Here is a 22448-nt window from a genome sequence, read left to right as displayed (position 1 = left end):
CGCGTCGCCACGGACACCCTTGCGTTAAGCTAACCACTACTTCTGCCTTCATGGCTCGGGACTCTCACCCTAGAGATTACACCCATGCCGGGCGCACACAAAAAAGAACTGCTTCTACGAAAGCAGTTCTTTCAATTATTCTAATCCAAGCACATCCTGAATGACACGAACAATACGATCAACATATTTATTACATTCTTCTTCCGTTCTTGCCTCTATCATTACCCGAACAAGCGGTTCTGTTCCAGAAGGTCGAACTAATACTCGTCCATCATTACCAAGTTCTTTTTCTACCGCTTCAATCTCTTGCAAAATAACCGGATTTGTCAACGCCTCATTCTTGTCAATTACTTTCACATTTTTCAATACCTGAGGGAAGATCTGCATTTCAGCAGCCAACTCCGATAAAGGTTTTCCTGTCTCTTTCATAACGTTAACCAGCTGTAGAGCAGAAAGCATACCATCACCAGTTGTAATGAAGTCAAGGAAAATAATATGTCCAGATTGCTCCCCACCTAAGTTGTATCCGCCTTTCCTCATCTCTTCCATGACATAGCGGTCACCGACAGCAGTTTTTTCACTCTGCATACCATTTTCTTCTAAAGCTTTATAAAAGCCGATGTTACTCATAACGGTGGAGACAATGGTATCATTACGAAGAGCTCCTTTTTCCTTCATGTATTTTCCACAAATATACATGATTTGGTCGCCATCCACGATGTTACCTTTTTCATCGACCGCAATTAGACGGTCTCCATCTCCATCAAAGGCTAAACCGACATCCGCTTCTTTTTCTAAGACAAGCTCTCTTACAGCTTCAGGGTGAGTAGACCCAACCCCTTCATTTATGTTCAACCCGTTTGGAGAAGTACCAATTGTATAAATATCAGCTTCCAAATCGGCAAACAGATGGGTTGCCAGACTTGACGTCGCACCATGTGCACAATCCAGAGCAATAGTGAGTCCAGCAAAATCATTATCAATCGTATCCTTCAGGTAGGAAAGATATTTTTGTCCGCCTTCAAAATAAGCATTTACTGTCCCAACGTTTGCGCCTACAGGACGTGGGAGTTGATCTTCTTCATCTATCAACTTTTCAATTTCCGCTTCCTGTTCATCAGTCAGTTTGAATCCGTCTGGACCAAAGAATTTAATTCCATTATCCTCCACTGGATTATGGGAAGCTGAAATCATGATACCTGCATCTGCGCTCATTGCTTTTGTCAAATATGCTACTCCAGGTGTGGAAATCACACCGAGACGCATGACCTCTGCACCAATGGAAAGTAAACCTGCCAATAGTGCTCCTTCAAGCATATGGCCAGAAATACGTGTATCTCTACCGATAATAATTTTTGGGTTTTCCGTTTCCTTTGTTAACACATAGCCTCCAACACGGCCTAATTTAAAAGCAAGTTCAGGTGTAAGACTCTCGTTCGCAACTCCTCGTACACCATCGGTCCCAAAATACTTTTTCATTTATACCTCTCCTTTAATTAGCAACTAAGGGTTAGTTTTAGGTTATTCGATTTCAATCGTAACTTCTTCATATTCAGGGGTTACTGTAAGACTCTCATCTGCATCCCAATCAATCGTAACCGGTACAGTATGTTCTCCCGGCTCCAACCCATCGACATTTACAACCACTCGGATATCATCCGGATTAAGTTCCCGCATCAACGCCTCATTACCGGTTACCTTAATATCCATTTGGGCATTCTCAGGCTCGATGAAGGTGATGTCTTGTCCATCCGATAAATCTTCTTCTTCAATCCCTATAGCTTCGATTACTCTCGTTTCTTCCACTTGGATGGTTACTTCAAGTGTTTCCACTTCTCCCGTACTGACACCCTCTGGTAAATCAAATCCTACTTCTATAGTCCCCGACTCTGTAATTTGTGATAAATCAATTTCTTCTGTTGAAATGGAATCAATACCCTCGAGAACTTCACTTACTGCGTAGATTTCCACCTCTTCTAGATTAGCAGATACAGACAGTGAGGAAAAATTCTCTGGTAGTTCACCTGTTCTCTCCACTTTGATTGGGACAACCTTACTTGGGTTTACAAGGTCCACCGAGACAACAACTGATTCCCTATCTAATCGGACGTTCATTTCATTTCCCTGCGTATCATATACATTAATTGGAACTTCTCGATTTCGAATCGGACTGTCCACCCCACCTACGTCAACGTAGATTTTTACAACACCGATTTGTTCCATAATTCTTCTTGATGTAGTAATTGTTACACTTGATTGTTCCAATTCATATTTGCCTACCTCATATCCTTGTGGCAGGTCATCCGTATTTAAAAATTCAACCGCAATTGGAAATTCTTCCGTTGCTCTTTCCTCAATTGTAACATCAATTGATTTCGGTTCGATATAGACCCGGATGTCATCCGAAAGGGTATGTTGAAGCTCTACCGGATGATTCCCTTCTTCAAGACCTCTCAAGTCAACGAAAACAGAAAAATTACGATTAAAAATCGCTGGCATGATGGTCGCAGGTGATCCTTCCAACGTTACAGTTGCAAATTCCGGAACCCCACTGACAACGTAATTCTCTGAATCGATTTTAATCTCAACTGGAACATCATCCAGTCTTTGTGTTTGAATATTTCTCCCCGGGATAGAGGAATCAGCTCCACTGGAATTCGTTTCAACATTCACGAAAATAAATAATGTAACTGCAAACGCCAATGCCAGCACGCGAATAAACCATTTGCTTTGAAACCAATTATCCATTTTGTTTCGCCCCCCGTTTCTTACCCGGTTTTTCAGAGGTGGTCGGATGTAAAGAAAGATGCTCCCTTAACATTTCAGTTAATGCTTCTTCCTCCAGATCACGATGCAATTTTCCATTAACGGTACAAGATATTGCACCAGTTTCTTCAGAGACAACGATTGTCAGTGCATCGGTTACTTCACTGATTCCCATTGCAGCACGATGCCTCGTTCCAAGCTCCTTTGAAATAAAAGGACTTTCAGATAAAGGGAGATAACACGCAGCAGCGATAATCTTACCTTTTTTTATAATTACTGCACCATCATGAAGCGGGGTGTTCGGTGTGAATATATTTGTCAAAAGCTGATGACTTAATTTCCCATTAATCGGGATTCCCGTCTCCGCATAATCGCCTATCCCTGTTTCTTTCTCGATTGAAATCAACGCCCCAATTCGGCGCTTAGCCATATATGTACAGGAGCTGACAATTGCTTCAATCTGGTCTTCCAATTTTTCTTTAGACTTTGCACTTCTTGTGAAAATGCTTCCTCTACCAAGTTGTTCTAAAGCTCTTCTTAGTTCTGGCTGGAATAAAATAATAATAACTATAATACCCCATTCAATAAACTGGTTCGTAAAAAATCGAACCGTCTGTAGGTTAAAAGCAATACTTAAAAGCCAAATTGTCAGTATGACAGCTATCCCTTTCAATAACTGCACGGCTTTTGTACCGCGAACAAGCATCATCAATTTATAAAGTACATACCAGATGAGAGCTATGTCAACGGTTATTCTGAGTATGGTTATCAGGTCGAATCCCCCATCAAGCATGGTCACACGTCCTTTTAAAATGAGTTGAAAATTGGATAATTAATCCTCCATTTTATAATAAGCAAAAATCAATGAATCTTATGTTTACTTGCTGCTTATTATACCATAATTCCCTGTTATCATGTGAACAAACGACGGACTCATACCATATAAATTTGTTGACTTCCATACAACCTATTACTAGGGTTCAGAACATTTGTATTAAAAGGGGAAACAATTGCATTATGATCAATAAAAAACCTGCGCGTCAATTACTGACGAGCAGGTTATAAAAAGTTAAAAATCAAATATTGATTTTGCAAAGTTCTTCAATTGGTACCATATCCAATCGAACACTTTATCGACCGTTTCAAACTCCCCATTTATTTCACCTACAGAAGCCATTAAACCACTATTATCCAAAGGATCGTCATCAATCAATTTTCCATTAATCAATGTGACATCGCCATCGACGGTTCCTTTTATAATCAGATTCCCGTTCTTCACGAGCAGATCCCCTTCAACAACCTCCCCTTCAGGTACAATCACTGTATCCCCTTCAATAACAAGGTTTTCCTGCTTAGAGACAACCAACTGGTTCTCTTGTTCCCATGTGAAAAACACTCCCGAGAACATGAGGATAAAGAAAATGGCAGCAGCTGTAAGCATGGGATGCATTTTAAACCAGCGCGTATATTTTACCCGCTTTTTCTCTGTTGGGAGATTGCGCATCACATTAGCAGTAAAATTTGCAGGCGCTTCAAACCGCTCCGCACTTTGGATTAATGTAATTGTCCTTTTCAACTCACGGAAATGCTCTTGACAACTTTCACAGTCTTCAAGATGCATGGATAATTGTCTTTCTTCTTCATTCGATATATCTCCATCCAAATGTTTATGCATCAACCCAACAATTTCTGGATTACATTTCAATGGGACCACACTCCTTTACACATGACGAAGCCTCTTACGTAAAGCTTCCCGACCTCGGTGAATCCTTGTTTTAACGGTTCCAATTGGGATATCCAAGATTTCACTAATTTCCTTCAAGGAAAATTCTTCTAAATACCTTAAAATGATGATACTGCGGTATTTCGATGGAAGCTGAAGTATTTCTTTATGAATATATCGCTGCAACTCATTGCTCTCCACCTCTTCTACAATAGGTGTCTCCTCACTTTGAAGCTGGGAGTACATATCCAAACCATCCGTACCTTTGACTTCGGCATCCAGAAAATAGTCCGGCTTTCGTTTGCGCAATCTGTCAATGGATAGATTTGTTGCAATCCGGTAGAGCCAACTTGAAAACTTCCGCTTATCATCAAAGGAATGAATATTCACATATGCTCGTATAAAAGCTTCTTGTGCGATATCTTCTGCCTCATGTGCATTACCAAGCATCCGGTAGCAGTGCTGGTATATTTTATTTTGGTAAAATGAGACCAAATCCTCAAAGGCAGATTGATCCCCTTTTTTCACTAACTTAACTTTCTCCCTAATCATCTGATCCATACATTTACCTCCGCCTACAATGCGGTACTGTTATTACGAAATAGACACTAAAAAGGTTTCATTCTTTCCGCTAATATTTTTTTCTTTTTAAAATGAGCTCTGTTAGACGATCCAGCAAAATCAAATTATCCACCAAAGAAAATAATTTATTTATACTAATTTATATCCTATCAATTTTATCAAATTTTTCAAAGTTTACTCTTGCTATTTTCAGGGTATTTTCTTATTATAGTATACTAGATAGGAGGAAGCTTTGGTGAGTAAATTAATATTATTAGAAAAAATCGAAGCCTGTCGTGAAGAATTAATTTCCTTAAGTAGCGATCATGATCTTACATCACAGGCCGTAATTGAATCTAGTATGAAGTTGGACACGCTGATCTATAAATATCAAAACTACGACAACTATGAGCTTGCTTCCAGATAAACTTTTTCCTGAGGTATATTTAAATAGAACAACATCAGCGACGACTAATGGCAAATATACCATTTAATCAATGATTATATATAGCAGTAAGTATTCCAAATACTAGTGACAGAAAAAAGACATAAATCTCAGGAGACGAGGTTTATGTCTTTTTATTTTAAATTGTGTTTATCGTGGCACCTTGGGCATAAGAAGAAATGGAAAGCGGTTTGATACCAGCTTCTTCCCACGCACGATATAAGAGATCTGCTTGCTTTTCATTCGGCATAAAGGCTATGCCACAGTCACCGCCACCTGCTCCTGATGGCTTTCCTGCTCCCTGGAGGTCTTCCGCCAATTCACATAACGTACTTAAGAGTGGAGTTTCAATCGATACCTTTGCCTGTTTACCAACTGTCGCAAGTGCTTCACGATTGGCCTTCACTCCTTCAAATAATAATTCATTGTTTTCGGTTTCCATGCCAGTCAATAATGTATGTACGGCACGTCCACTCTTCTCAAGAAATTCCTCGAAAGCTATCGGATTATCTGTTTTCAATTGCAAAATGCGTTCGACAAGTTTCGTAGTCGATGCAGGTCTTCCCGTCCAACCTACACAGAAGTAAACTGATGCAGGCAAAGAAAGACGCTTGATCGAAAGGTAGATCCAGTCACTTTCAATTAGTTCGCTGATGGTAGATGTTTTTCTAGAAGCATCAAGTAACCATTCTGCCTGAAAAGATGAATACTGTAAAATCCCTCCATAAACAGAAGCTGCCACATCTGCTCCTGATCCGCTCCCCTGTATATTTACATGAGCTAAGGCTGCCAATTTAAAAACGACATCCTTATTTGGCTCTTCTGTTGAAAAGCGTGCCATTATGGCTGTCACAACGGCAACAACCACAGCTGCACTAGAACCCAATCCATATTTCACACCGGATTGGTCATCCAATTCACTGCGGACGGAAAGTTTGAAGCTGTCTATTGATATCCCTTGCTCCTCTAAGTAGGTGCAAGTAATCTTCATTGCTTCACGAACAAAGGAAAGGCGCTCGTCTGTTGATTGTATGTTGATTTCTCCACCTTGGTAATTCCATTTCAAATCATGCAACTTGAAATCTTCCAAGTTGAGCAAACGCTCCTCGGAATCCTTTATGGCCGCATAAACAAAGCGGTCGACAGCCGTCACTGCAAGATGTTGATGTGGTACGAGTACCGCAAATTCACCTGCAACCATAAGTTTACCAGGTACTTGAATCGTCATGTTGTTGTTCGACAATTTACTCCACTCCTAAAGATAGCTTACTCCTGGTCCTGGTTTACTAAGTATAACATCTGTAACCCCTGGCACTTCTCGGAGGATACGCTCCACTTGTTCCTCGTACTCTGGCAAATATAACACTTTAACATTTGGACCTGCATCAATTGTAAAGTAGGCAGGTATCCCTTGTTCACGCATTTCCTGAACCTGTTGCATCACACGAATCGTCGAATCGATCCAGTACGTAAACGGAGGTTTTGCAGCCAGAGAAGTAGCGTGCATTTTCAAGCAATTCGCCTCAGCAATTTCACCTAGCCGAGTAAAATCTTTATCACTAATTGCCTTTTTTATTTGAGAAAGGTCTTCTGGAATACTCTTTAACCAACCTTCATAAAAAGGAGAAGTTTCTACTGTCCTACGCATTCCAGCGCGACTAGAGATTTTTTTCATTTTTGAAGTCAAGACAACTCCTGCCATTCTGACATCCCAATGATTTTCTGAAGCTATAGGAACAGCATAAGAGTCGGAACCATCTTCCTTTTCGCCCATTTCCCATTCTGCAAAACCACCATAAATGGAACGGCTTGAAGAACCCGAACCTTGACGAGTCAATCGAGAAAGCTCGGTATCACTTAAATCCAATCCAATTGCTTTCGTTGCTGCCGCTGTTAGTGCGGCAAAACCAGATGCAGATGAAGCAAACCCCGCTGCTGTTGGAACCTGGTTATAAGATTTGACTCGCGCAAACAAGTCCTCCTTATCAGCCATCCGTCTTATTAAATCTAAAAAGGCAGTCACGCGTTTATATGCTTCACCCATAACAGGCTCGCCATCCAGCTCAAAATAATCCTCTTTCAGGTCCTCTTGAAAGTCTACAGTGGTCGTTGTGTAGAATCCATCTAATGTAAGAGAAAGACTGTTGTTTGTCGGCAGAATCAGTTCGTCATTCCGCTTTCCCCAATATTTAATCAAGGCAATATTCGTATGCGCTTTTGCTGTAGCTTTCATAATAATCCCCTTTACCATTTAATTACAATATAAAACAAAGGCGGAAGCGCCCGTTTAGGGACGTGCAGACTGGAACGGACCGCAGGAGATAAAGGATACACGACGAACGAAGAGAGTCGATGTTGACTTATCGGACGGAGGTACGTGAAGTCTGGCAGTCCCTGGGCGCTGGAGCCGGACGTGGCCCCACCAGTGTATTATTACATCCTTAAAATTTTTATAATTTCCTATACTACAAAGAAAGTAACCAAATATGAGCTTCTCAGGCTTATATCTGGTTACTTATCAAAAAGATTAACCATTTTTCTTCAACACAAATGGCCAAACAGTATGGGCACCAAATTGTTTTAATTTCTCAGCGAGCTGTTTGCAGTGCACTTCGTTTTGCGCCAATGCAATGATACATCCACCATTTCCTCCACCAGTGAGCTTTGCACCTAGTGCACCTTCTTGTCTGGCAAAGCGAATCAAGCGATTTAACACTGCATCACTTACCCCGAGGTATTCAAGCTCTTTTTGAGCTTCGTTCAGCATATATCCAAGGAAATGTTTACTCGCCTTTTCGAGTGCGCCTTTAGCATCATGCGTCAATTCACCAATTCGGTCGAGTTTTCTTTGGATTTTACGTGGCGCTTTCTTCAGTAATCTTGTCACTGATTGTACAGAGGTTCTCGTATCCGCATCTTGCCCTGAATCTGCGACAATAAAGTGTAAATCCTCTTTCACGCCAATCCTTTCGATTGGATGGTTTTTCTCAAACCAGATTGGTGAGTCAGATGTAATGGTGAACGTATCTATCCCACTTGGGGAACCATGTGCATAGGTTTCTGCAATATGAGCAAGCTTCAGCAGTTCCTCTTGAGTACATTCACGGTCCGCATAATTAAATAAAGAACGAATGATAGATACTGCTACAGAAGCGCTGGACCCAAGACCCTTCCCTGGTGGGATGGAGGAGTTAATACGAATAATCATATCCTCCGCAGGAAGATCTAAATATTCCAATGTATCTGTAGTACAGTTGGTTATGCCACGCAACTCTTCTGGCGCCATATGAAGCGGTCCATAATAGAAACTGCTATCTAGCTTTAATGGTCCTGGCATATACTCAACCACGGTCTCTACACCAATTAACGGAAACGGAATAGCAATTGCAGGCTGTCCGTGTACAACCGCATGCTCTCCGATTAAAATTAGCTTACTATGAGCTATACCAATAGCTGTTTTTGTTGAAGTTGAGACTTTTTCTGCACTCATCGTTTGTATTTTTCCACCAATTCTTTAGCTTTTCCAACACGGATTTCATTTATTTTAATCAATTCTTTTGCAATGATATCAATCATCTCCCCTGTAGCGCCTGCTGCAATCGCAACAGAGCGAGAATGCAAGGTCATATGTCCTTTTTGAATGCCGTCTGTCGCCAACGCCTTAAGTGCACCTAAGTTTTGAGCAAGACCTACAGTAACAATTACCTCGGCCAACTCTTTCGCGCTACTTACATCCAATAACTTAAGGGCCATTTTAGCCAACGGGTGGACGCGGGTAGCACCACCGACAGTTCCTACCGACATTGGCAATTCTAATTCACCTACAAGATTACCTTGCTCATCTTTCCACCATGTAGTCATGGAAGTATACTGTCCATCTTTAACAGCATAGGCATGTGCACCTGCCTCAACTGCACGCCAATCATTCCCGGTAGCAATCACTACAGGGTCAACGCCATTCATAATCCCCTTATTATGAGTAACTGCTCTATAAGGATCCGATGCTGCAAACTCATAAGCGTGAATGACACCATCCCGTACTTCTTCCCCGGAAAAATCCCCTGTCTTCAATAAATGTGGAGGAATGACACAACGGGCACGAGCTAAACTCCGATCAGCAAGATTCGATAAAATTCGCAAATAAACTTTACCACTTGTAATCTTTTCCACTAAAGGAGCAATCGATTCTGCCATCGTATTAATTAAATTGGCACCCATCGCATCCACCGTATTTACATAAAGATGGACTATCAGCATTTTACCGAAGGCCGAATCAGCCTCTTCATTTAAAATCCGTACATCCAAGTCCTCTGCACCACCGCCGCGGCGAACAATACTGGGAAAAGCCTCATTCGCTGCTTTAATCAGTGCATCTTTGTTTTCCAAAACAGCCGTCTTCGCCTGTTGAAAATCTGGACAGCCGACTACTTGGATTTGTCCGATCATGACTCGATCGGTAGATTCGGCAGTAAAGCCTCCTGCATCCCGAACAATTTTCGCAATATGACTAGCGGAGGCAACAACAGAAGCTTCCTCAATAGCCATCGGTATGATATATTCTTTCCCATTTATTAAGAAATTCAATCCCAAACCTAAAGGAAGCTGAAAAGTACCAACTACATTTTCAATCATATTATCAGCAATATCCTGAGCCAATGGAGCCTCAGCACTTAGCGTTGCCAGCTCTTCTTCCGTAAAAGGATACATGCTATGAATAAGTTCTTTTCTTTCTTCAATTGTTTTTTTATAGAAACCAGGTATTCTGGACGATTTCATGCCGGATCATCCTTTAGTATGTTATTGAGAGTTGTTTTTATCAATAGAAATTTATAATTCTCTAAATGATTATAACACGTTCCCTCGGATTTTTTGTAGAAACTGCTATTTATTTTTACAAAAAAGCCCGTTTATTGATAGTCTCTATCTATTATGTTGAACATTTACTTATATTGCAAACAAAAACAAGGCTCAATTTAAAGGAGCCTTGTTTTTAACAGCGGTTATTCATTTTGTGATAATTAAATAAAAAGGATGAGCCATACAGGATTCGAACCTGTGACCCTCTGATTAAAAGTCAGATGCTCTACCAACTGAGCTAATGGCTCGTGATGTCTATATTGTTCTGGTTAGTTTTCTTGAGCAAGTTGTTTGAAAGCTCGTCGTGTTGCAAGCTGACTCAGCGAAGATTACACTCCTCGCAGGCCGCTACCACGATGCAGTTTCAATGATGCAATCCGCGGCGTGCTCTACCAACTGAGCTAATGGCTCGTGATGTCTATATTGTTCTGGTTAGTTTTCTTGAGCAAGCATCTATACTAATTATAAGTTACCCGTAATCTCAAAAAGTTAACCTACATATCAAAAATAACTTGTCCAAAAACAAAAAAATGGCTGGGCTACTAGGATTCGAACCTAGGAATGACGGGACCAAAACCCGTTGCCTTACCGCTTGGCTATAGCCCAACAATAAAAGTGGTGGAGGGGGGCAGATTCGAACTGCCGAACCCTGAGGGAGCGGATTTACAGTCCGCCGCGTTTAGCCACTTCGCTACCCCTCCACAATATTATTTGCAATTGTAATTGTCTTATTCCATAATCTTTTAAAAAAGTGGTGCCGGCCAGAGGACTTGAACCCCCAACCTACTGATTACAAGTCAGTTGCTCTACCAATTGAGCTAGGCCGGCAGATTAAAATTATGAACTGATTTGTTCACTTGAGCTAGCTGTTTGAAAGCTCGTCGTGTTGCAAGTTGTTTCAGTGAAGATTACACTCCTCGCAGGCCGCTTCAGAGAAACAGATCAAGGATGTATTTCGCGGCGTGCTCTACCAATTGAGCTAGGCCGGCAGATAGTATTACGTGGCTTGCCTCTATCATTTAAGGTAAGCCGAGAGAAATTAAAAAAGCTTCACAATGTAAGCTGATTTATAATGGTGACCCGTACGGGATTCGAACCCGTGTTACCGCCGTGAAAGGGCGGTGTCTTAACCGCTTGACCAACGGGCCAGTGTAATAATCATTTAATAATGATGTTTTTTCAAACTGACGATTTACATTATATCTAGTATTTTTCATTTTGTAAAGACCTAAATCAAATATTTTTTATATTTTTTTTCAACCAACCATTTAACCACTATTTTCGCTTACATTATCTCACTCCTTCAACTTTTAATAGAGTATTTTTACTTCCTTTTACTAACTTGTCCTACTTCTTAACTTGTTTGCACCCCCTTTAGCTCACAACATCTTTCAGACTGTTGCGAGCTAAATTAGTACCTGCTATTATGAACTAAACTATGGTTTTTATTTCTCTATATAGGAACATAAGGTATAATATAAAAAAACAGCTTTTATGGAGGTATACCATGTCTGGCTTATTAGAAGGAAAAAATATTGTTGTAATGGGTGTCGCAAACGAAAGAAGTATCGCTTGGGGAATTACTAAATCTCTGCACCATCAAGGAGCAAATCTAATCTTTACGAATAGGCAGGAGCGTTCTAGAAAGAAACTAGAAAAACTTCTAGAAAAACATGATATTCCCGCTAAATTAATCGTTTCCTTAGATGTTGCGGATGATTCTAGTATCGAAACCGCATTCAGTGAAATTAAAGATAATGTAGGCATCATTCATGGACTTGTCCACTCAGTAGCGTTTGCAAAGCGCGAGGAGTTGGATGGTGAATATGCAGACACTTCCCGGGACGGTTATCTGCTGGCCCATGAGATCAGTGCATACTCATTAGTTGCTGTAACTAGGGCTGCAAAAGAACTAATGACTGAAGGCGGTAGTATCGTTACCCAAACATACATCGGCTCAGAACGCGTAATTCCGAATTACAATATTATGGGTGTGGCTAAAGCTTCCCTTGAAGCGAGTGTCCGTTATCTAGCTGAAGATGTTGGGAAATACGATATAAGAGTAAATGCCATTTCAGCCGGACCAATTCGCACCATATCCGCTAAAGGAGTTTCTGGTTTCAACGAAAAAGCAAGTGTCGTTACGGAAAAAGCACCACTTCGTCGCAATGTCGACCAAGATCAGGTTGGAGATGCAACCATGTTTTTCCTAAGTGATCTTTCTCGAGGTGTCACTGGAGAAGTTTTACACGTAGACTCAGGATTCCATATTATCGGTGGTTAAGGAACAAAAAAAGATGCTTTTATGCTGTGCATGCAAAAAAGCGTCTTTTTTTATTCGCTACATACATATAATAATAAGGGGTGAATAAATGATAGATTGGTTTCTAACTCTTAGAGGAGATACATTTACTGCATTCGGTTTCAGCCATATCTTCATGTTGATCCTGTATATTATATGTGTTTTCTTACTTTTACTATTTCATCGGGAAATCAAGACGAATACAAAGATCTTCCAACGTATTCGGTGGTTTCTATTCGTTCTATTAGTCGGTTCAGAGATTATTTATCAAACCTGGACAGCCTTCCATGGAATCTGGGTATATCATCTGCCCTTCCATCTATGTGGTGTTGCCAGTCTGGTTGGAGCAATTGCTTTATTTACATTAAATAGAAAACTCATGGTAATCACCTTTTTTATCGGATTCATTCCAGCCTTTTTGGCATTAATCACCCCAGAGTTGCCTTATGATTTCCCTAATTTCCGGTACTTCAAATTTTTCATCCACCACATAGCAATTTCGACTACGAGTGTTTTTATCGCCGTTACAGCCAAACCTGGAACAATTACATTTAAAAACATGACCCACACGTATACCATATTAATTATCTACGCATTATATGTAGGATTTATCATAAATCCTTGGCTTGAGGCCAACTATCTTTATCTATCCAGCCCGCCTATCGTTGCAACGCCACTCGATTGGTTCGGCAACGGTATTTGGTACCGCATTAATTTGGGTCTAGTCGCATTCATCGTATTCCTGCTCCAATTTCTTACATTCCGTTGGCTGAAAAAGAGAGAATATATATAAAAGAATCCCAATCGTCTTGTCTTTCGACGATTGGGATTCTTTCTATAAATAGAACCATCTCTCTTTTAAAGCTAAAAGAACTGCATTGGTTCGATCTTTTACTTCTAATTTACCTAAAATAGAAGTGATGTGATTTTTTACTGTTTTGTCTGATATATCTAAGTTCACTGCAATCTCTTCATTCTGGCAACCCTTCACCAGCTCTCCCAACACTTCCCATTCTCTCCTGGTCAATAAGCCGATCGGTCTACGCACTTCTCCTTGGGAAACTTGTTTATATTTATCATAGATAACATTGGAAATGATGGGATGTACATAAGTAATCCCTCTTTGTATGTATTTAATCCCATCGACCAATTCTTCCACACTCATACCAACACTAAAAAAGCCAACTAAATCAAAATGTGTATAATCATCAATTGCATTCACTTCTGAATCAGGTAGAATTACCGCCACCTTTGTATCAGCAAACCTATAATTCCGTACTACTTCACGAACAGAAATATGAGCCTCTAAATCCAATATGACTAAATCACTATCAGTCTTCGCTTGAAATAAGTCATCGATGAACGCCGCGTTATAAACATGAAGTTCATGGTCAGGAAGCATTTCTTTTACCATCTCTACTACTGTTTCCTTGTGAACTTCAGCCCCCATTACAAATGATATGACACTCATTATTTTGCCAACTCCTATATAATATCTTTCTATATTATTGCGTACCATCTTCAAAAGTAATCACTTTGTCTCAGTTAATCAAAAACACCAAATATTTAATCCTAGTTCTATTTTATCATAATTAAAGATTATGGTATAACTTTAATCTATTCTGTAAGTAAAAAAATACCTTTTAAAGAATCAGTTCTACTGTAAAAAGGCACCTTTTTATCCTCCGAGTGTACTTTTTCTCTATTTCGGGTATTAAAGAGAGAATAATTGAGAAACCAAAGGAGAAAAGAACGTGAAAAAAATTACTTGGATAATTTTATCTCTTTTATTGAGTGTCTATATTGGCACACTTATTTTCCACCAAACAAAAGAACTACCTGATGGGACTTCTTATCTTGGTGAGGAGCATTGGCTCACAGAGGATGAGATTTCCTTCTTATATGATTTGACTTATCAAAAAGAAGGAGAAGAAGTCTATGAGCATGAAATTTTTAATACAGTCTTTCAAATGATAGAGGAAGCAGAGGAATTTATTATCATTGACATGTTTATGATCAATGATTTCTCTGATGAAGGTCGAGACTTTCCTGAGGTAAGTAAGATGTTTTCAGATAAAATTAAAACCCAACTTGAAAAATTCCCTGAACTCCAAGTGGTTATCATTACAGACGATATAAATCGGAGTTATCATTCTCATGATGCTACATACATTGATTATTTGGCAGATTATGGGGCAGAAATAATCTATACAGATTTATCCAAGCTACGGGATCCAAACATACTCTATTCAGGTATTTGGAGAATGTTCTTCCAATGGTTCGGTCAGGAAGGAAATGGTTGGTTGCCGAACCCCTTTGGAGAGACTTCTCCAGATGTCACCCTCCGCTCCTATCTAGCTCTATTGAATATTAAGGCAAATCATCGGAAAGCGATAATAACTGAAGCTGAAGGCCTCGTACTATCAGCAAATGCACATGATTCAAGTGGATTCCATTCTAATGTGGCGATTAAAGTAACGGGTCCCATCATTAAAGACATGATCGAAGCGGAGCACGCAGTAGCCGCATTTTCCGGTGGAAATTTAGATGCATTTCCGAATGTGCAACAACTAGAAAATCACTTTCCTCCTAAACAACGTTCAGAAGAGCGAACCATTCGAGCACAAATCTTAACGGAAAATAAAATTGAAACTAGCTTTATAGCTGCCCTGGAAAAATTAACTCGGGGTGATGAAGCTTGGCTAGGAATGTTTTACCTTTCCGACAGGACTGTAATTGGTGCATTACAAGAAGCAGCAAATCGGGGTGTTGAAGTCCGGATAATTTTAGACCCTAATGAGAATGCATTCGGTTCGCAGAAAATCGGCTTACCAAATATCCCTGTCGCAAAAGAATTGGTAGATGATACGAACGGAAAAGTTGAAATTAAGTGGTATCTTACAAATGAAGAACAATATCATTCTAAAATAGCTTATCTTAAAGGGAGTAAAGAAAGTTATGTTACAGCTGGGTCTACAAATTTCACTTCCCGGAATTTAGATAATTATAATATGGAAAATAATATAGCAGTAACTGCACCAAATACCAGTGGATTCATCCAGGAAATCGATGATTACTTTAAAAGGATTTGGAATAATGAAGACGCAGACTTTACAATTCCACATGACTCGAAAGAAGATGTTTTAACTCCAGTGAAATATGGGTTATATTGGGTACAAAAAACACTCCGTTTCACAACATATTAAATTAGATAAAGACAAATGACCTTGCTATACACCATGTACCCACCTTTTCATAATTTTATCTACAGCAATCAATATGGTAAACTATCTATATTGTGAAAGCATCTCCTTAAACACGATGCATTCTATGTGACTAATAGTACTTTCAATGAAAGGAAGGATTACCATGACAAAATTATCATATAGTGGTTTTAAATATGGAACGACTGATGTTGAAGTAAAATTGCTGGCGGATATACAAAATGATTGGATTGAGGTAACACATACGAAGCAAGTATCTCAAGTAATGAATAAAACAACAGGCGAATATATTCAAGTAAACCGAAACTCCTTAACGTGTGAAGTTGTTTCATAGTAAGACGTTACTTTGATGTATTAAATGGACGGATATTATAACATGTAATCTAACCGGCTTAACTCTGCATTCAGTAGGGTTAAGCCGGTTATTCATTCCTCACACCTATCCACACATGAATACTGATCATGGTGCCCAGATTGACTACTCTCCTCTCTTCGTCTTACACTAGTTAATAATTACAGCGGATGAAAGTAGGATGCTTGTATGGATAAACAATTAAAGGATTTCAATATACACTTGCAACACATTGAAACGCTTGCTCCGAAAATAAATCAAGGTATCCAAATCATTCTTGTCATCAATGGAGAACTTCATGTTGAAACAAACTCTAGGTACTATCATTTGGCTGCAGAGGACCTGCTCATCATCAATCATAATCAATTATTTCAAGCAGCTGGAAGTAATGATAATCGGACACTAATGATTACAATATCAGACTCCTTTATGAGCAATTATTACGAGGCCTACCACAATAGCCGTTTTGATTGTTTTTCCAGGGAAATCGATTTAGGTAAAGAGTCAATCATTCATGCATTATTGAAACTTATTGCCGAAACAGCAATTGCTCATTTCCGCAAAAATGAAGGGTACAAAATCGAGATTCAAAGTCATATTAGTGAAATCCTGCTTATTTTGATTCGCAGATTTAGAACGGAAAGTAAAAGCATACAACGAGTAGATAGCGAAGATAAGCAAATTCAGCAGATCCATTCCTTTATGGAAGAAAATTATGATCGACCAATCACTTTAGATGATATTGCGGATCATTTTTATTTATCTCCAGGATATCTCTCCCGCTATTTCAAGGAGAAAACAGGGATTGGATTTAAAAGGTTCTTAATGAACATTAGAATGGAACATGCACTAAAAGAATTATTGTATACACCTTATTCCATCTCACAAATCGCAATTAACAACGGATTTCCAAATACAAAATCCTTTACAAGTCTTTTTAAAGAAACTTATAAAATGACACCGACAGAATACCGAGAGAGGCATCAAGTTGAGAGAAAAGATAAAGTTACTTACTATGAACAGGACGTTGAATTTAACATTATCTCTTTCCAAAACATCCTCGGTAAACTTGGTATATATATGGAGAATACGAATAAAAGATTCAACTCCACTGAAACTAGAATGGAAAGAGTTGAAATTGATATAAACGGACCAATTATAGATGACCCCATTATCTATCGGCCAAAACATAATCTGTCAATTGGTGAATTAAGAGAAATACTTAAAGATAGTGTCCGGACACAAATTTTAACCGCCAAAAAAGATTTACATTTAGAATATATAGCAGTCCGCAATTTGATTCACGGAACAACAATTATTCCAGAAGTTGAAACAGATGAAATAATTGCTACAACCTCTCCATATTTTGATTTGGACTATGCGCTCAACTTCTTAAGACAAAATGATCTTTCCTTATTTGTACGTGTTGATTACCGAGAAATAACAAGGGATGAGGATCAATTTTTCACAAAACTGCGAGACTTGATCGCCCACTGTTTAAACCTTTATGGAAATTCATTTGTAGAAACGTGGTACTTCATGTTCTATGAGCCATATCACACAGGGGTGAGTCCCAATGAATTGAAAAGAGTCTATACAACCCTCTATCGGAATTTAAAAAATATCATCCCTTCCATCAATGTAGGGACATTCATTCCATATTCCTATCAGACAGAAAAACTAAGTAAACAGCATGTATGGATGCTCGAGAGAGATACGAAAATCGACTTTTTCGCTTACGAGGCGAATCAAAATGAAATTATTGATTTTGAGGAACTAGGAGATAATCGGTTTTCATTGGAAAAGGATTATATAAAAAATAAGACATTGAAAATAAAATCCTATCTGCGCAAACATAAAAAAGATAGACCAATTCATATGGTTAGCTGGAATGTACTTTCAGGCAATACACGACATACGAATGGAACTTTCTTTCGTGGTGCTTTGATCATGAAAAGCGCCCTTGATGTTGCCAGAGATGTTGAATCGATGGGTTTCTGGATTAATACCCATCAACATGAAAAGTTGGGGAAAAATCGAAAAATCCGTTTAGAAGGTATGGAGCTTTACCATTATTTCAGTGGTAAACGCCCTGCTTTCTTTGCGATGCATTTCCTCGAAAGGCTGCAAGGAGAACTCATCGCGGTAGGGGAAGAATTCGTATTAGCCAAAAATGAAAGAGGGTACCAGCTCATCTTGATGAACCCTAATAATGTGAACCCTTATTATTCAATCGAAGAGACTTTAATGAATAAGTTAAACAAGGAAATCAATATTAATATTGCTGGTATGGAACCAGGGGAGTATCAAGTCCGGAAACGTGTATTTGATAAAGAGCACGGAGCATTGTATACCAAATGGTGGGAATTGAACAGCAAGTACGGAATGGATGAGGAAGTGATCGATTATATCGTCAATACGAACCAGCCTTCCCTGGAACTTTTTGATGAGACAATCGGGGACGAAGGAACTCTATCCTTATATTCTTACCTAACGAATAATGCAATTCATTTTTATGACATAAGAAGAACATGGAATTAATGGGTATTTACATCTTGTCCTATTATCTTATGAAATTGGAGCAAATTACAATGCATAGATCAGTCCTCTAAAACAACATTGTTTTAGAGGACTTTTTGCTTGCCTAGAGCTTTCCTAATTTACCTGTTCGTACTTTTTCAGCAATGATAAATCTACAAATTTAATTGAAAGAACTTCTCCGCAAGACAAACAAACCGTCAATTGCTTGTCGAAATCCGGCACTTTGACAAATGAATCTCCATTACAAGACTTACACTTCAACTAAATCCGCCTCCCATAAAGTTCTTGTATTATCTAATTCATTAATACGGATCATTCGCTGATTTTGTTTCATTTTACTTACAGTAAATTCCAATATCCTACAATATCTGACATAGTGTATAACTGAAGCCGTTACAGCCAATTAAATCGATTCATAAAATAAAAGTACTAGAGGAGGTGTTGATATGAATAGGGCACCTATCAACGGAAGAGGCTGGTGTATTTTCCCCGGTTATCGTTGGTGTGGTCCTGGCTGCAATGGACCTGGATACCCCACAAATGCAGTAGATGCTTGCTGTATGCGCCATGACTTGTGCTTGCAACAAGGACGTGATCGCTGTTATTGTGATTACATGTTTTTAGAATGTTTGCGTCCTTATCTAGATGGACCATATCCAGAAAACAGGCATGCCCGGTTGATGTATCATACTATACGATTAAAGACGAAATTTACATGCCGTTGATAGCAATTAAATGATAATATCATCGTATTATTTCAATTATTCTACCTATAAATTAAGATAAGACTTTTAGACAGAAAGTATCCTCCCATAGGCATTTAACCCATTCAATCTGTCCCGTTCAACATATAGTATCAATATAGATGATCATCCCATTCCGGAACACACTGATTGTTAGTAAATGATGGGTTGAATTAACAGCGAGGAGGAATATTTATGTATGGATTCGGCGGTGGTTATGGCTGTGGTTGCAACAATTATGTAAGCCCTAGTTATGGACACGGAACAAGCAATACATTTGTTTTGATTGTCGTATTATTTATCCTACTCATTATCGTTGGTGCGACCTGCTATAAATAAACCACGTAAAAATGCCAGCCACTAAAAGTGGCTGGCTGAATTTTTACCTTTATATAGTGTACATAATAAAAGAGCTTCCAGCCGGGATTGAACCGACGACCTCTTCCTTACCATGGAAGCGCTCTACCTACTGAGCTATGGAAGCATTTAATCTGAAATTAAAAATGGCTCCACAGGTAGGATTCGAACCTACGACCGATCGGTTAACAGCCGATTGCTCTACCACTGAGCTACTGTGGAAAATCATCAATTTTATTTGTAAATAATATTATACCATGTATTAAATACAATGCAAGATTTTTAAAAATCCTAAGATACATTGACTTGTATCTTAGGATTTTTCGTCATTATGGATTTAACTTATTTTTTTGAACCGAGGGGAGAAAAGCTTCATGAACAATTGACCGAAAGGGAAAATATAAATAATGAACGCTGCAACAATTCCAACAATCCATGACATTTCATAAAGAGGTTGGAAGAACGGTACAAATAATCCAATTAAACAAAGAACACCAGCAATCACTAGTGTGATGATTGCATTTATGTTAAAGCCGTTTTTATAATTGTATTTTCCATTTCGTGAATATAGTTCTTTTAAATCTAAGTTCGTTTTATCAACCACAAAATATTGGGCTAACATAATACCTGTTATTGGCGCCAATAAGCCCCCGACAATACTTAAAAACGTAAAGATACTAGTCGAGTTTTCCATCAGCTTCCAAGGCATTAGGAAGATTGCAATCAGCGCAGCTAGTGTCGCACCTGATTTGAAAGTAAGGTGTTTTGGAAACAGTGACGCCAACTGATAACCAGCTGGAACAATATTTCCTGTAACATTAACTGATAATGTTGTTAGACATAGCGTCAACACCGAAATCCCAATTGCAAATCCGCTATCGAATCTAGCCACTACATCCAATACGTTCCAAATTGGTGTACCGAAAGCAATTTCGGAACCAACAATGATTGCAATACTAGCTACAGCAAATAATAAATAAGTTACAACTAAACCAACTGTTTGTCCAACAGCTTGGTCTTTTGGTGTACGAGAAAGTCTAGTAAAATCTGATACACTAACCATCGGGGCTGCCCAAGCTGCGACAATCGCAGTAACAGCACCTAAAAATACAATGATTGGATTTCCACTGATTCCAGATCCCGTATAACTTAAAATTGGACCAATACCACCAGCTAAGTTGATTGCCCAAATTGCCATACCACCAAAAACAATATAAACAAGTGGAGATAAAATATTAGCAAATTTCCCTAACAAGTCCATTCCACCATAGATTAAAGCAACGTTGAATGCCCAAAATATAAGAAATGAGATTAAGCCTGGTAATGATAATCCCAACAGGTTCAAATCGCCACCTAGCGTTAGAAATCCTGGCCATATTTTACCGATTAAGATCGCAAAAGCCTGGCTTCCTGCGAACGTCTGAAATCCAAACCACATAATCGCAGCAATAACTCCCCTTAACACACCAGGAATAACTGCACCTTTATTTCCAAATGATGAACGTAACAACATAGCAAATGGCAAACCATACTTTGATCCAGCATGCCCGTTCAACACCAGGATTGCCGCAATTAAAATTGTCGCAACCATAATTGCAGAAAATACCTGTCCTACTGATAATCCAATGGCAAACAGCCCACCGATTGCAATATAGTTCGGAATGTTATGCACAGAACCCATCCAGATAGTAGTATAATTGCTGATACCCCAATTTCTCTTTTCCTTTATCGTTGGTAGAATGTCTTCACTAAAACCATTTTGCTTTAGTTCTTCTCTATTTAAGTGTTCCAGATGGAATACTCCTTTCACTGTTAGGAACAAAACCTTTTAAAATACAAACCCTTCATTCCGCTTTTAAAGATTCCACAGTATTCCAACTCATATCTTGTCCAACCAAGTTATATTAATGCAGATATTTAATAAGAATGATATCCACAATTACTCTTTTATATCAGTGTAATTATACACTGTATAAACTTGATAATATATTGTCTTTTATATAGAAAAACACTATCGATTTTTAGGAAGAGTTGCTAAAAATCATCCATATAAGATACCCATTCCATAAATTTAATAATGATAAACATAAAAAAACCATTCTCACGATTGTGAGAATGGTCGATGAGAGCTTCCAGGCGGATTCGAACCGACGACCTCTTCCTTACCATGGAAGCGCTCTACCTACTGAGCTATGGAAGCATTTAATCTCTGCAAATAAAAAAATGGCTCCACAGGTAGGATTCGAACCTACGACCGATCGGTTAACAGCCGATTGCTCTACCACTGAGCTACTGTGGAACAATATCATTTAATTAATTTGGTTTGGCCTGGCAACGTCCTACTCTTGCAGAGACAAAGTCTCAACTACCATCGGCGCTGGAAAGCTTAACTGCTGTGTTCGGTATGGGAACAGGTGTGACCTTTCCGCCATCATTACCAGACCTATAAGATTAAATATATATTTGTACCTTGAAAACTAAATAAGAGTAATGGAACGACATCAAAATAGAATTTAGTTAAGTCCTCGATCGATTAGTATTTGTCAGCTCCACATGTCACCATGCTTCTACCTCAAA

Annotated in this window: 20 protein-coding genes, 9 tRNA genes and 1 rRNA gene; 8 read left to right on the top strand and 22 right to left on the bottom strand. The window is 39.0% G+C overall.

The genetic code is table 11. The annotated features are described in order from the left end of the window. Positions 1-135: 135 nt before the first annotated feature. The 5 genes from glmM to sigW all read right to left on the bottom strand — a co-directional run bounded on the left by glmM (position 136) and on the right by sigW (position 5050). On the bottom strand, positions 136-1479 hold the full coding sequence (glmM, locus tag ACFSBH_RS03900) for a phosphoglucosamine mutase (RefSeq protein WP_251517067.1): 1344 nt from the start codon (positions 1477-1479) through the stop codon (positions 136-138). A 42-nt stretch (positions 1480-1521) separates the two neighbouring features. Then, complete coding sequence (locus ACFSBH_RS03895; RefSeq protein WP_379596114.1) at positions 1522-2748, bottom strand: CdaR family protein; 1227 nt, start codon at positions 2746-2748, stop codon at positions 1522-1524. Beyond that, on the bottom strand, positions 2741-3559 hold the full coding sequence (gene cdaA, locus ACFSBH_RS03890) for a diadenylate cyclase CdaA (protein ID WP_251517062.1): 819 nt from the start codon (positions 3557-3559) through the stop codon (positions 2741-2743). Before cdaA ends, ACFSBH_RS03895 begins: the two co-directional genes overlap by 8 nt. A gap of 276 nt (positions 3560-3835) precedes the next feature. Beyond that, the gene (gene rsiW / locus ACFSBH_RS03885) at positions 3836-4471 is read right to left on the bottom strand and encodes an anti-sigma-W factor RsiW (protein WP_251517060.1); all 636 of its coding nucleotides are present in this window, start codon (positions 4469-4471) and stop codon (positions 3836-3838) included. A 15-nt stretch (positions 4472-4486) separates the two neighbouring features. Next, positions 4487-5050: an RNA polymerase sigma factor SigW gene (sigW, locus tag ACFSBH_RS03880; protein WP_251517058.1), complete on the bottom strand. Its 564-nt coding sequence runs from the start codon at positions 5048-5050 to the stop codon at positions 4487-4489. Positions 5051-5306: 256 nt separating this feature from the next. Between sigW and ACFSBH_RS03875 the strand changes: the two genes are divergently transcribed. Continuing rightward, complete coding sequence (locus ACFSBH_RS03875; RefSeq protein ID WP_251517069.1) at positions 5307-5477, top strand: aspartyl-phosphate phosphatase Spo0E family protein; 171 nt, start codon at positions 5307-5309, stop codon at positions 5475-5477. Positions 5478-5634: 157 nt separating this feature from the next. Here ACFSBH_RS03875 and ACFSBH_RS03870 read toward each other — a convergent pair whose 3' ends face one another. From ACFSBH_RS03870 to ACFSBH_RS03830, 9 genes are all read right to left on the bottom strand, one after another. After that, positions 5635-6738 (bottom strand): phosphomevalonate kinase, encoded by a 1104-nt coding sequence (locus tag ACFSBH_RS03870; protein WP_251517056.1) that lies wholly within the window; start codon positions 6736-6738, stop codon positions 5635-5637. A gap of 12 nt (positions 6739-6750) precedes the next feature. Further along, the gene (mvaD, locus tag ACFSBH_RS03865) at positions 6751-7728 is read right to left on the bottom strand and encodes a diphosphomevalonate decarboxylase (protein ID WP_251517055.1); all 978 of its coding nucleotides are present in this window, start codon (positions 7726-7728) and stop codon (positions 6751-6753) included. 294 nt (positions 7729-8022) lie between these two features. Next, positions 8023-8985: a mevalonate kinase gene (gene mvk, locus ACFSBH_RS03860; RefSeq protein WP_251517053.1), complete on the bottom strand. Its 963-nt coding sequence runs from the start codon at positions 8983-8985 to the stop codon at positions 8023-8025. Beyond that, the gene (locus ACFSBH_RS03855) at positions 8982-10271 is read right to left on the bottom strand and encodes a hydroxymethylglutaryl-CoA reductase, degradative (RefSeq protein ID WP_251517050.1); all 1290 of its coding nucleotides are present in this window, start codon (positions 10269-10271) and stop codon (positions 8982-8984) included. Before ACFSBH_RS03855 ends, mvk begins: the two co-directional genes overlap by 4 nt. A gap of 256 nt (positions 10272-10527) precedes the next feature. Beyond that, positions 10528-10600: transfer RNA gene (locus tag ACFSBH_RS03850), tRNA-Lys, on the bottom strand. A gap of 283 nt (positions 10601-10883) precedes the next feature. Further along, positions 10884-10958: transfer RNA gene (locus tag ACFSBH_RS03845), tRNA-Gln, on the bottom strand. 10 nt (positions 10959-10968) lie between these two features. After that, positions 10969-11053: transfer RNA gene (locus ACFSBH_RS03840), tRNA-Tyr, on the bottom strand. A 51-nt stretch (positions 11054-11104) separates the two neighbouring features. Continuing rightward, a tRNA-Thr gene (locus ACFSBH_RS03835) sits at positions 11105-11180 on the bottom strand. A gap of 245 nt (positions 11181-11425) precedes the next feature. After that, positions 11426-11500: transfer RNA gene (locus ACFSBH_RS03830), tRNA-Glu, on the bottom strand. Positions 11501-11859: 359 nt separating this feature from the next. Between ACFSBH_RS03830 and fabI the strand changes: the two genes are divergently transcribed. Both fabI and ACFSBH_RS03820 read left to right on the top strand, forming a co-directional pair. Beyond that, entirely contained in the window at positions 11860-12636 is a 777-nt protein-coding gene (gene fabI, locus ACFSBH_RS03825) for an enoyl-ACP reductase FabI (RefSeq protein WP_251517047.1), read from the top strand. Between the two features lie 88 nt (positions 12637-12724). Next, on the top strand, positions 12725-13447 hold the full coding sequence (locus tag ACFSBH_RS03820) for a YwaF family protein (protein ID WP_251517045.1): 723 nt from the start codon (positions 12725-12727) through the stop codon (positions 13445-13447). A gap of 42 nt (positions 13448-13489) precedes the next feature. On the opposite strand, the gene ACFSBH_RS03815 is transcribed toward ACFSBH_RS03820, so the two are convergent. Beyond that, positions 13490-14125 carry a response regulator transcription factor gene (locus ACFSBH_RS03815; protein ID WP_251517042.1) on the bottom strand — a complete coding sequence of 212 codons (636 nt, stop codon included), beginning with the start codon at positions 14123-14125 and terminating at the stop codon, positions 13490-13492. Positions 14126-14408: 283 nt separating this feature from the next. Between ACFSBH_RS03815 and ACFSBH_RS03810 the strand changes: the two genes are divergently transcribed. The 3 genes from ACFSBH_RS03810 (at position 14409) to ACFSBH_RS03800 (ending at position 18771) form a co-directional block, all read left to right on the top strand. Continuing rightward, a complete protein-coding gene (locus ACFSBH_RS03810) occupies positions 14409-15860 on the top strand; it encodes a phospholipase D-like domain-containing protein (protein ID WP_251517039.1) in 1452 nt (483 codons plus the stop codon). Positions 15861-16023: 163 nt separating this feature from the next. Continuing rightward, a complete protein-coding gene (locus ACFSBH_RS03805; RefSeq protein ID WP_251517036.1) occupies positions 16024-16212 on the top strand; it encodes a hypothetical protein in 189 nt (62 codons plus the stop codon). A 207-nt stretch (positions 16213-16419) separates the two neighbouring features. Beyond that, on the top strand, positions 16420-18771 hold the full coding sequence (locus ACFSBH_RS03800) for a helix-turn-helix domain-containing protein (protein ID WP_379596107.1): 2352 nt from the start codon (positions 16420-16422) through the stop codon (positions 18769-18771). Between the two features lie 114 nt (positions 18772-18885). Here the strand turns inward: ACFSBH_RS03800 and ACFSBH_RS03795 are convergent, their stop codons facing one another. Continuing rightward, positions 18886-19032 carry a hypothetical protein gene (locus ACFSBH_RS03795; protein ID WP_251517031.1) on the bottom strand — a complete coding sequence of 49 codons (147 nt, stop codon included), beginning with the start codon at positions 19030-19032 and terminating at the stop codon, positions 18886-18888. Positions 19033-19217: 185 nt separating this feature from the next. Between ACFSBH_RS03795 and ACFSBH_RS03790 the strand changes: the two genes are divergently transcribed. Further along, complete coding sequence (locus ACFSBH_RS03790) at positions 19218-19496, top strand: phospholipase (protein WP_379596105.1); 279 nt, start codon at positions 19218-19220, stop codon at positions 19494-19496. A 213-nt stretch (positions 19497-19709) separates the two neighbouring features. Beyond that, positions 19710-19853, top strand: coding sequence for a YjcZ family sporulation protein (locus ACFSBH_RS03785; protein WP_379596103.1), 144 nt, complete (start codon positions 19710-19712; stop codon positions 19851-19853). Between the two features lie 72 nt (positions 19854-19925). Here ACFSBH_RS03785 and ACFSBH_RS03780 read toward each other — a convergent pair. The 6 genes from ACFSBH_RS03780 to rrf form a co-directional block, all read right to left on the bottom strand. Beyond that, positions 19926-19998, bottom strand: a tRNA-Thr gene (locus tag ACFSBH_RS03780). A gap of 20 nt (positions 19999-20018) precedes the next feature. Beyond that, positions 20019-20093 (bottom strand) — tRNA-Asn (locus ACFSBH_RS03775). 115 nt (positions 20094-20208) lie between these two features. Next, the gene (gene allW / locus ACFSBH_RS03770; protein WP_379596101.1) at positions 20209-21693 is read right to left on the bottom strand and encodes an allantoin permease; all 1485 of its coding nucleotides are present in this window, start codon (positions 21691-21693) and stop codon (positions 20209-20211) included. A 305-nt stretch (positions 21694-21998) separates the two neighbouring features. Then, positions 21999-22071, bottom strand: a tRNA-Thr gene (locus tag ACFSBH_RS03765). A gap of 24 nt (positions 22072-22095) precedes the next feature. Next, positions 22096-22170 (bottom strand) — tRNA-Asn (locus tag ACFSBH_RS03760). A 27-nt stretch (positions 22171-22197) separates the two neighbouring features. Continuing rightward, positions 22198-22313: ribosomal RNA gene (gene rrf / locus ACFSBH_RS03755) — 5S ribosomal RNA — on the bottom strand. Positions 22314-22448 lie beyond the last annotated feature (135 nt).

Origin of the sequence: Oceanobacillus luteolus, assembly GCF_042678205.1 — a bacterium.
GTDB lineage: Bacteria > Bacillota > Bacilli > Bacillales > Amphibacillaceae > Oceanobacillus > Oceanobacillus luteolus.
Note: the sequence above shows the minus strand (reverse complement) of the source record. Positions and strands in the feature narration are given on the sequence as shown.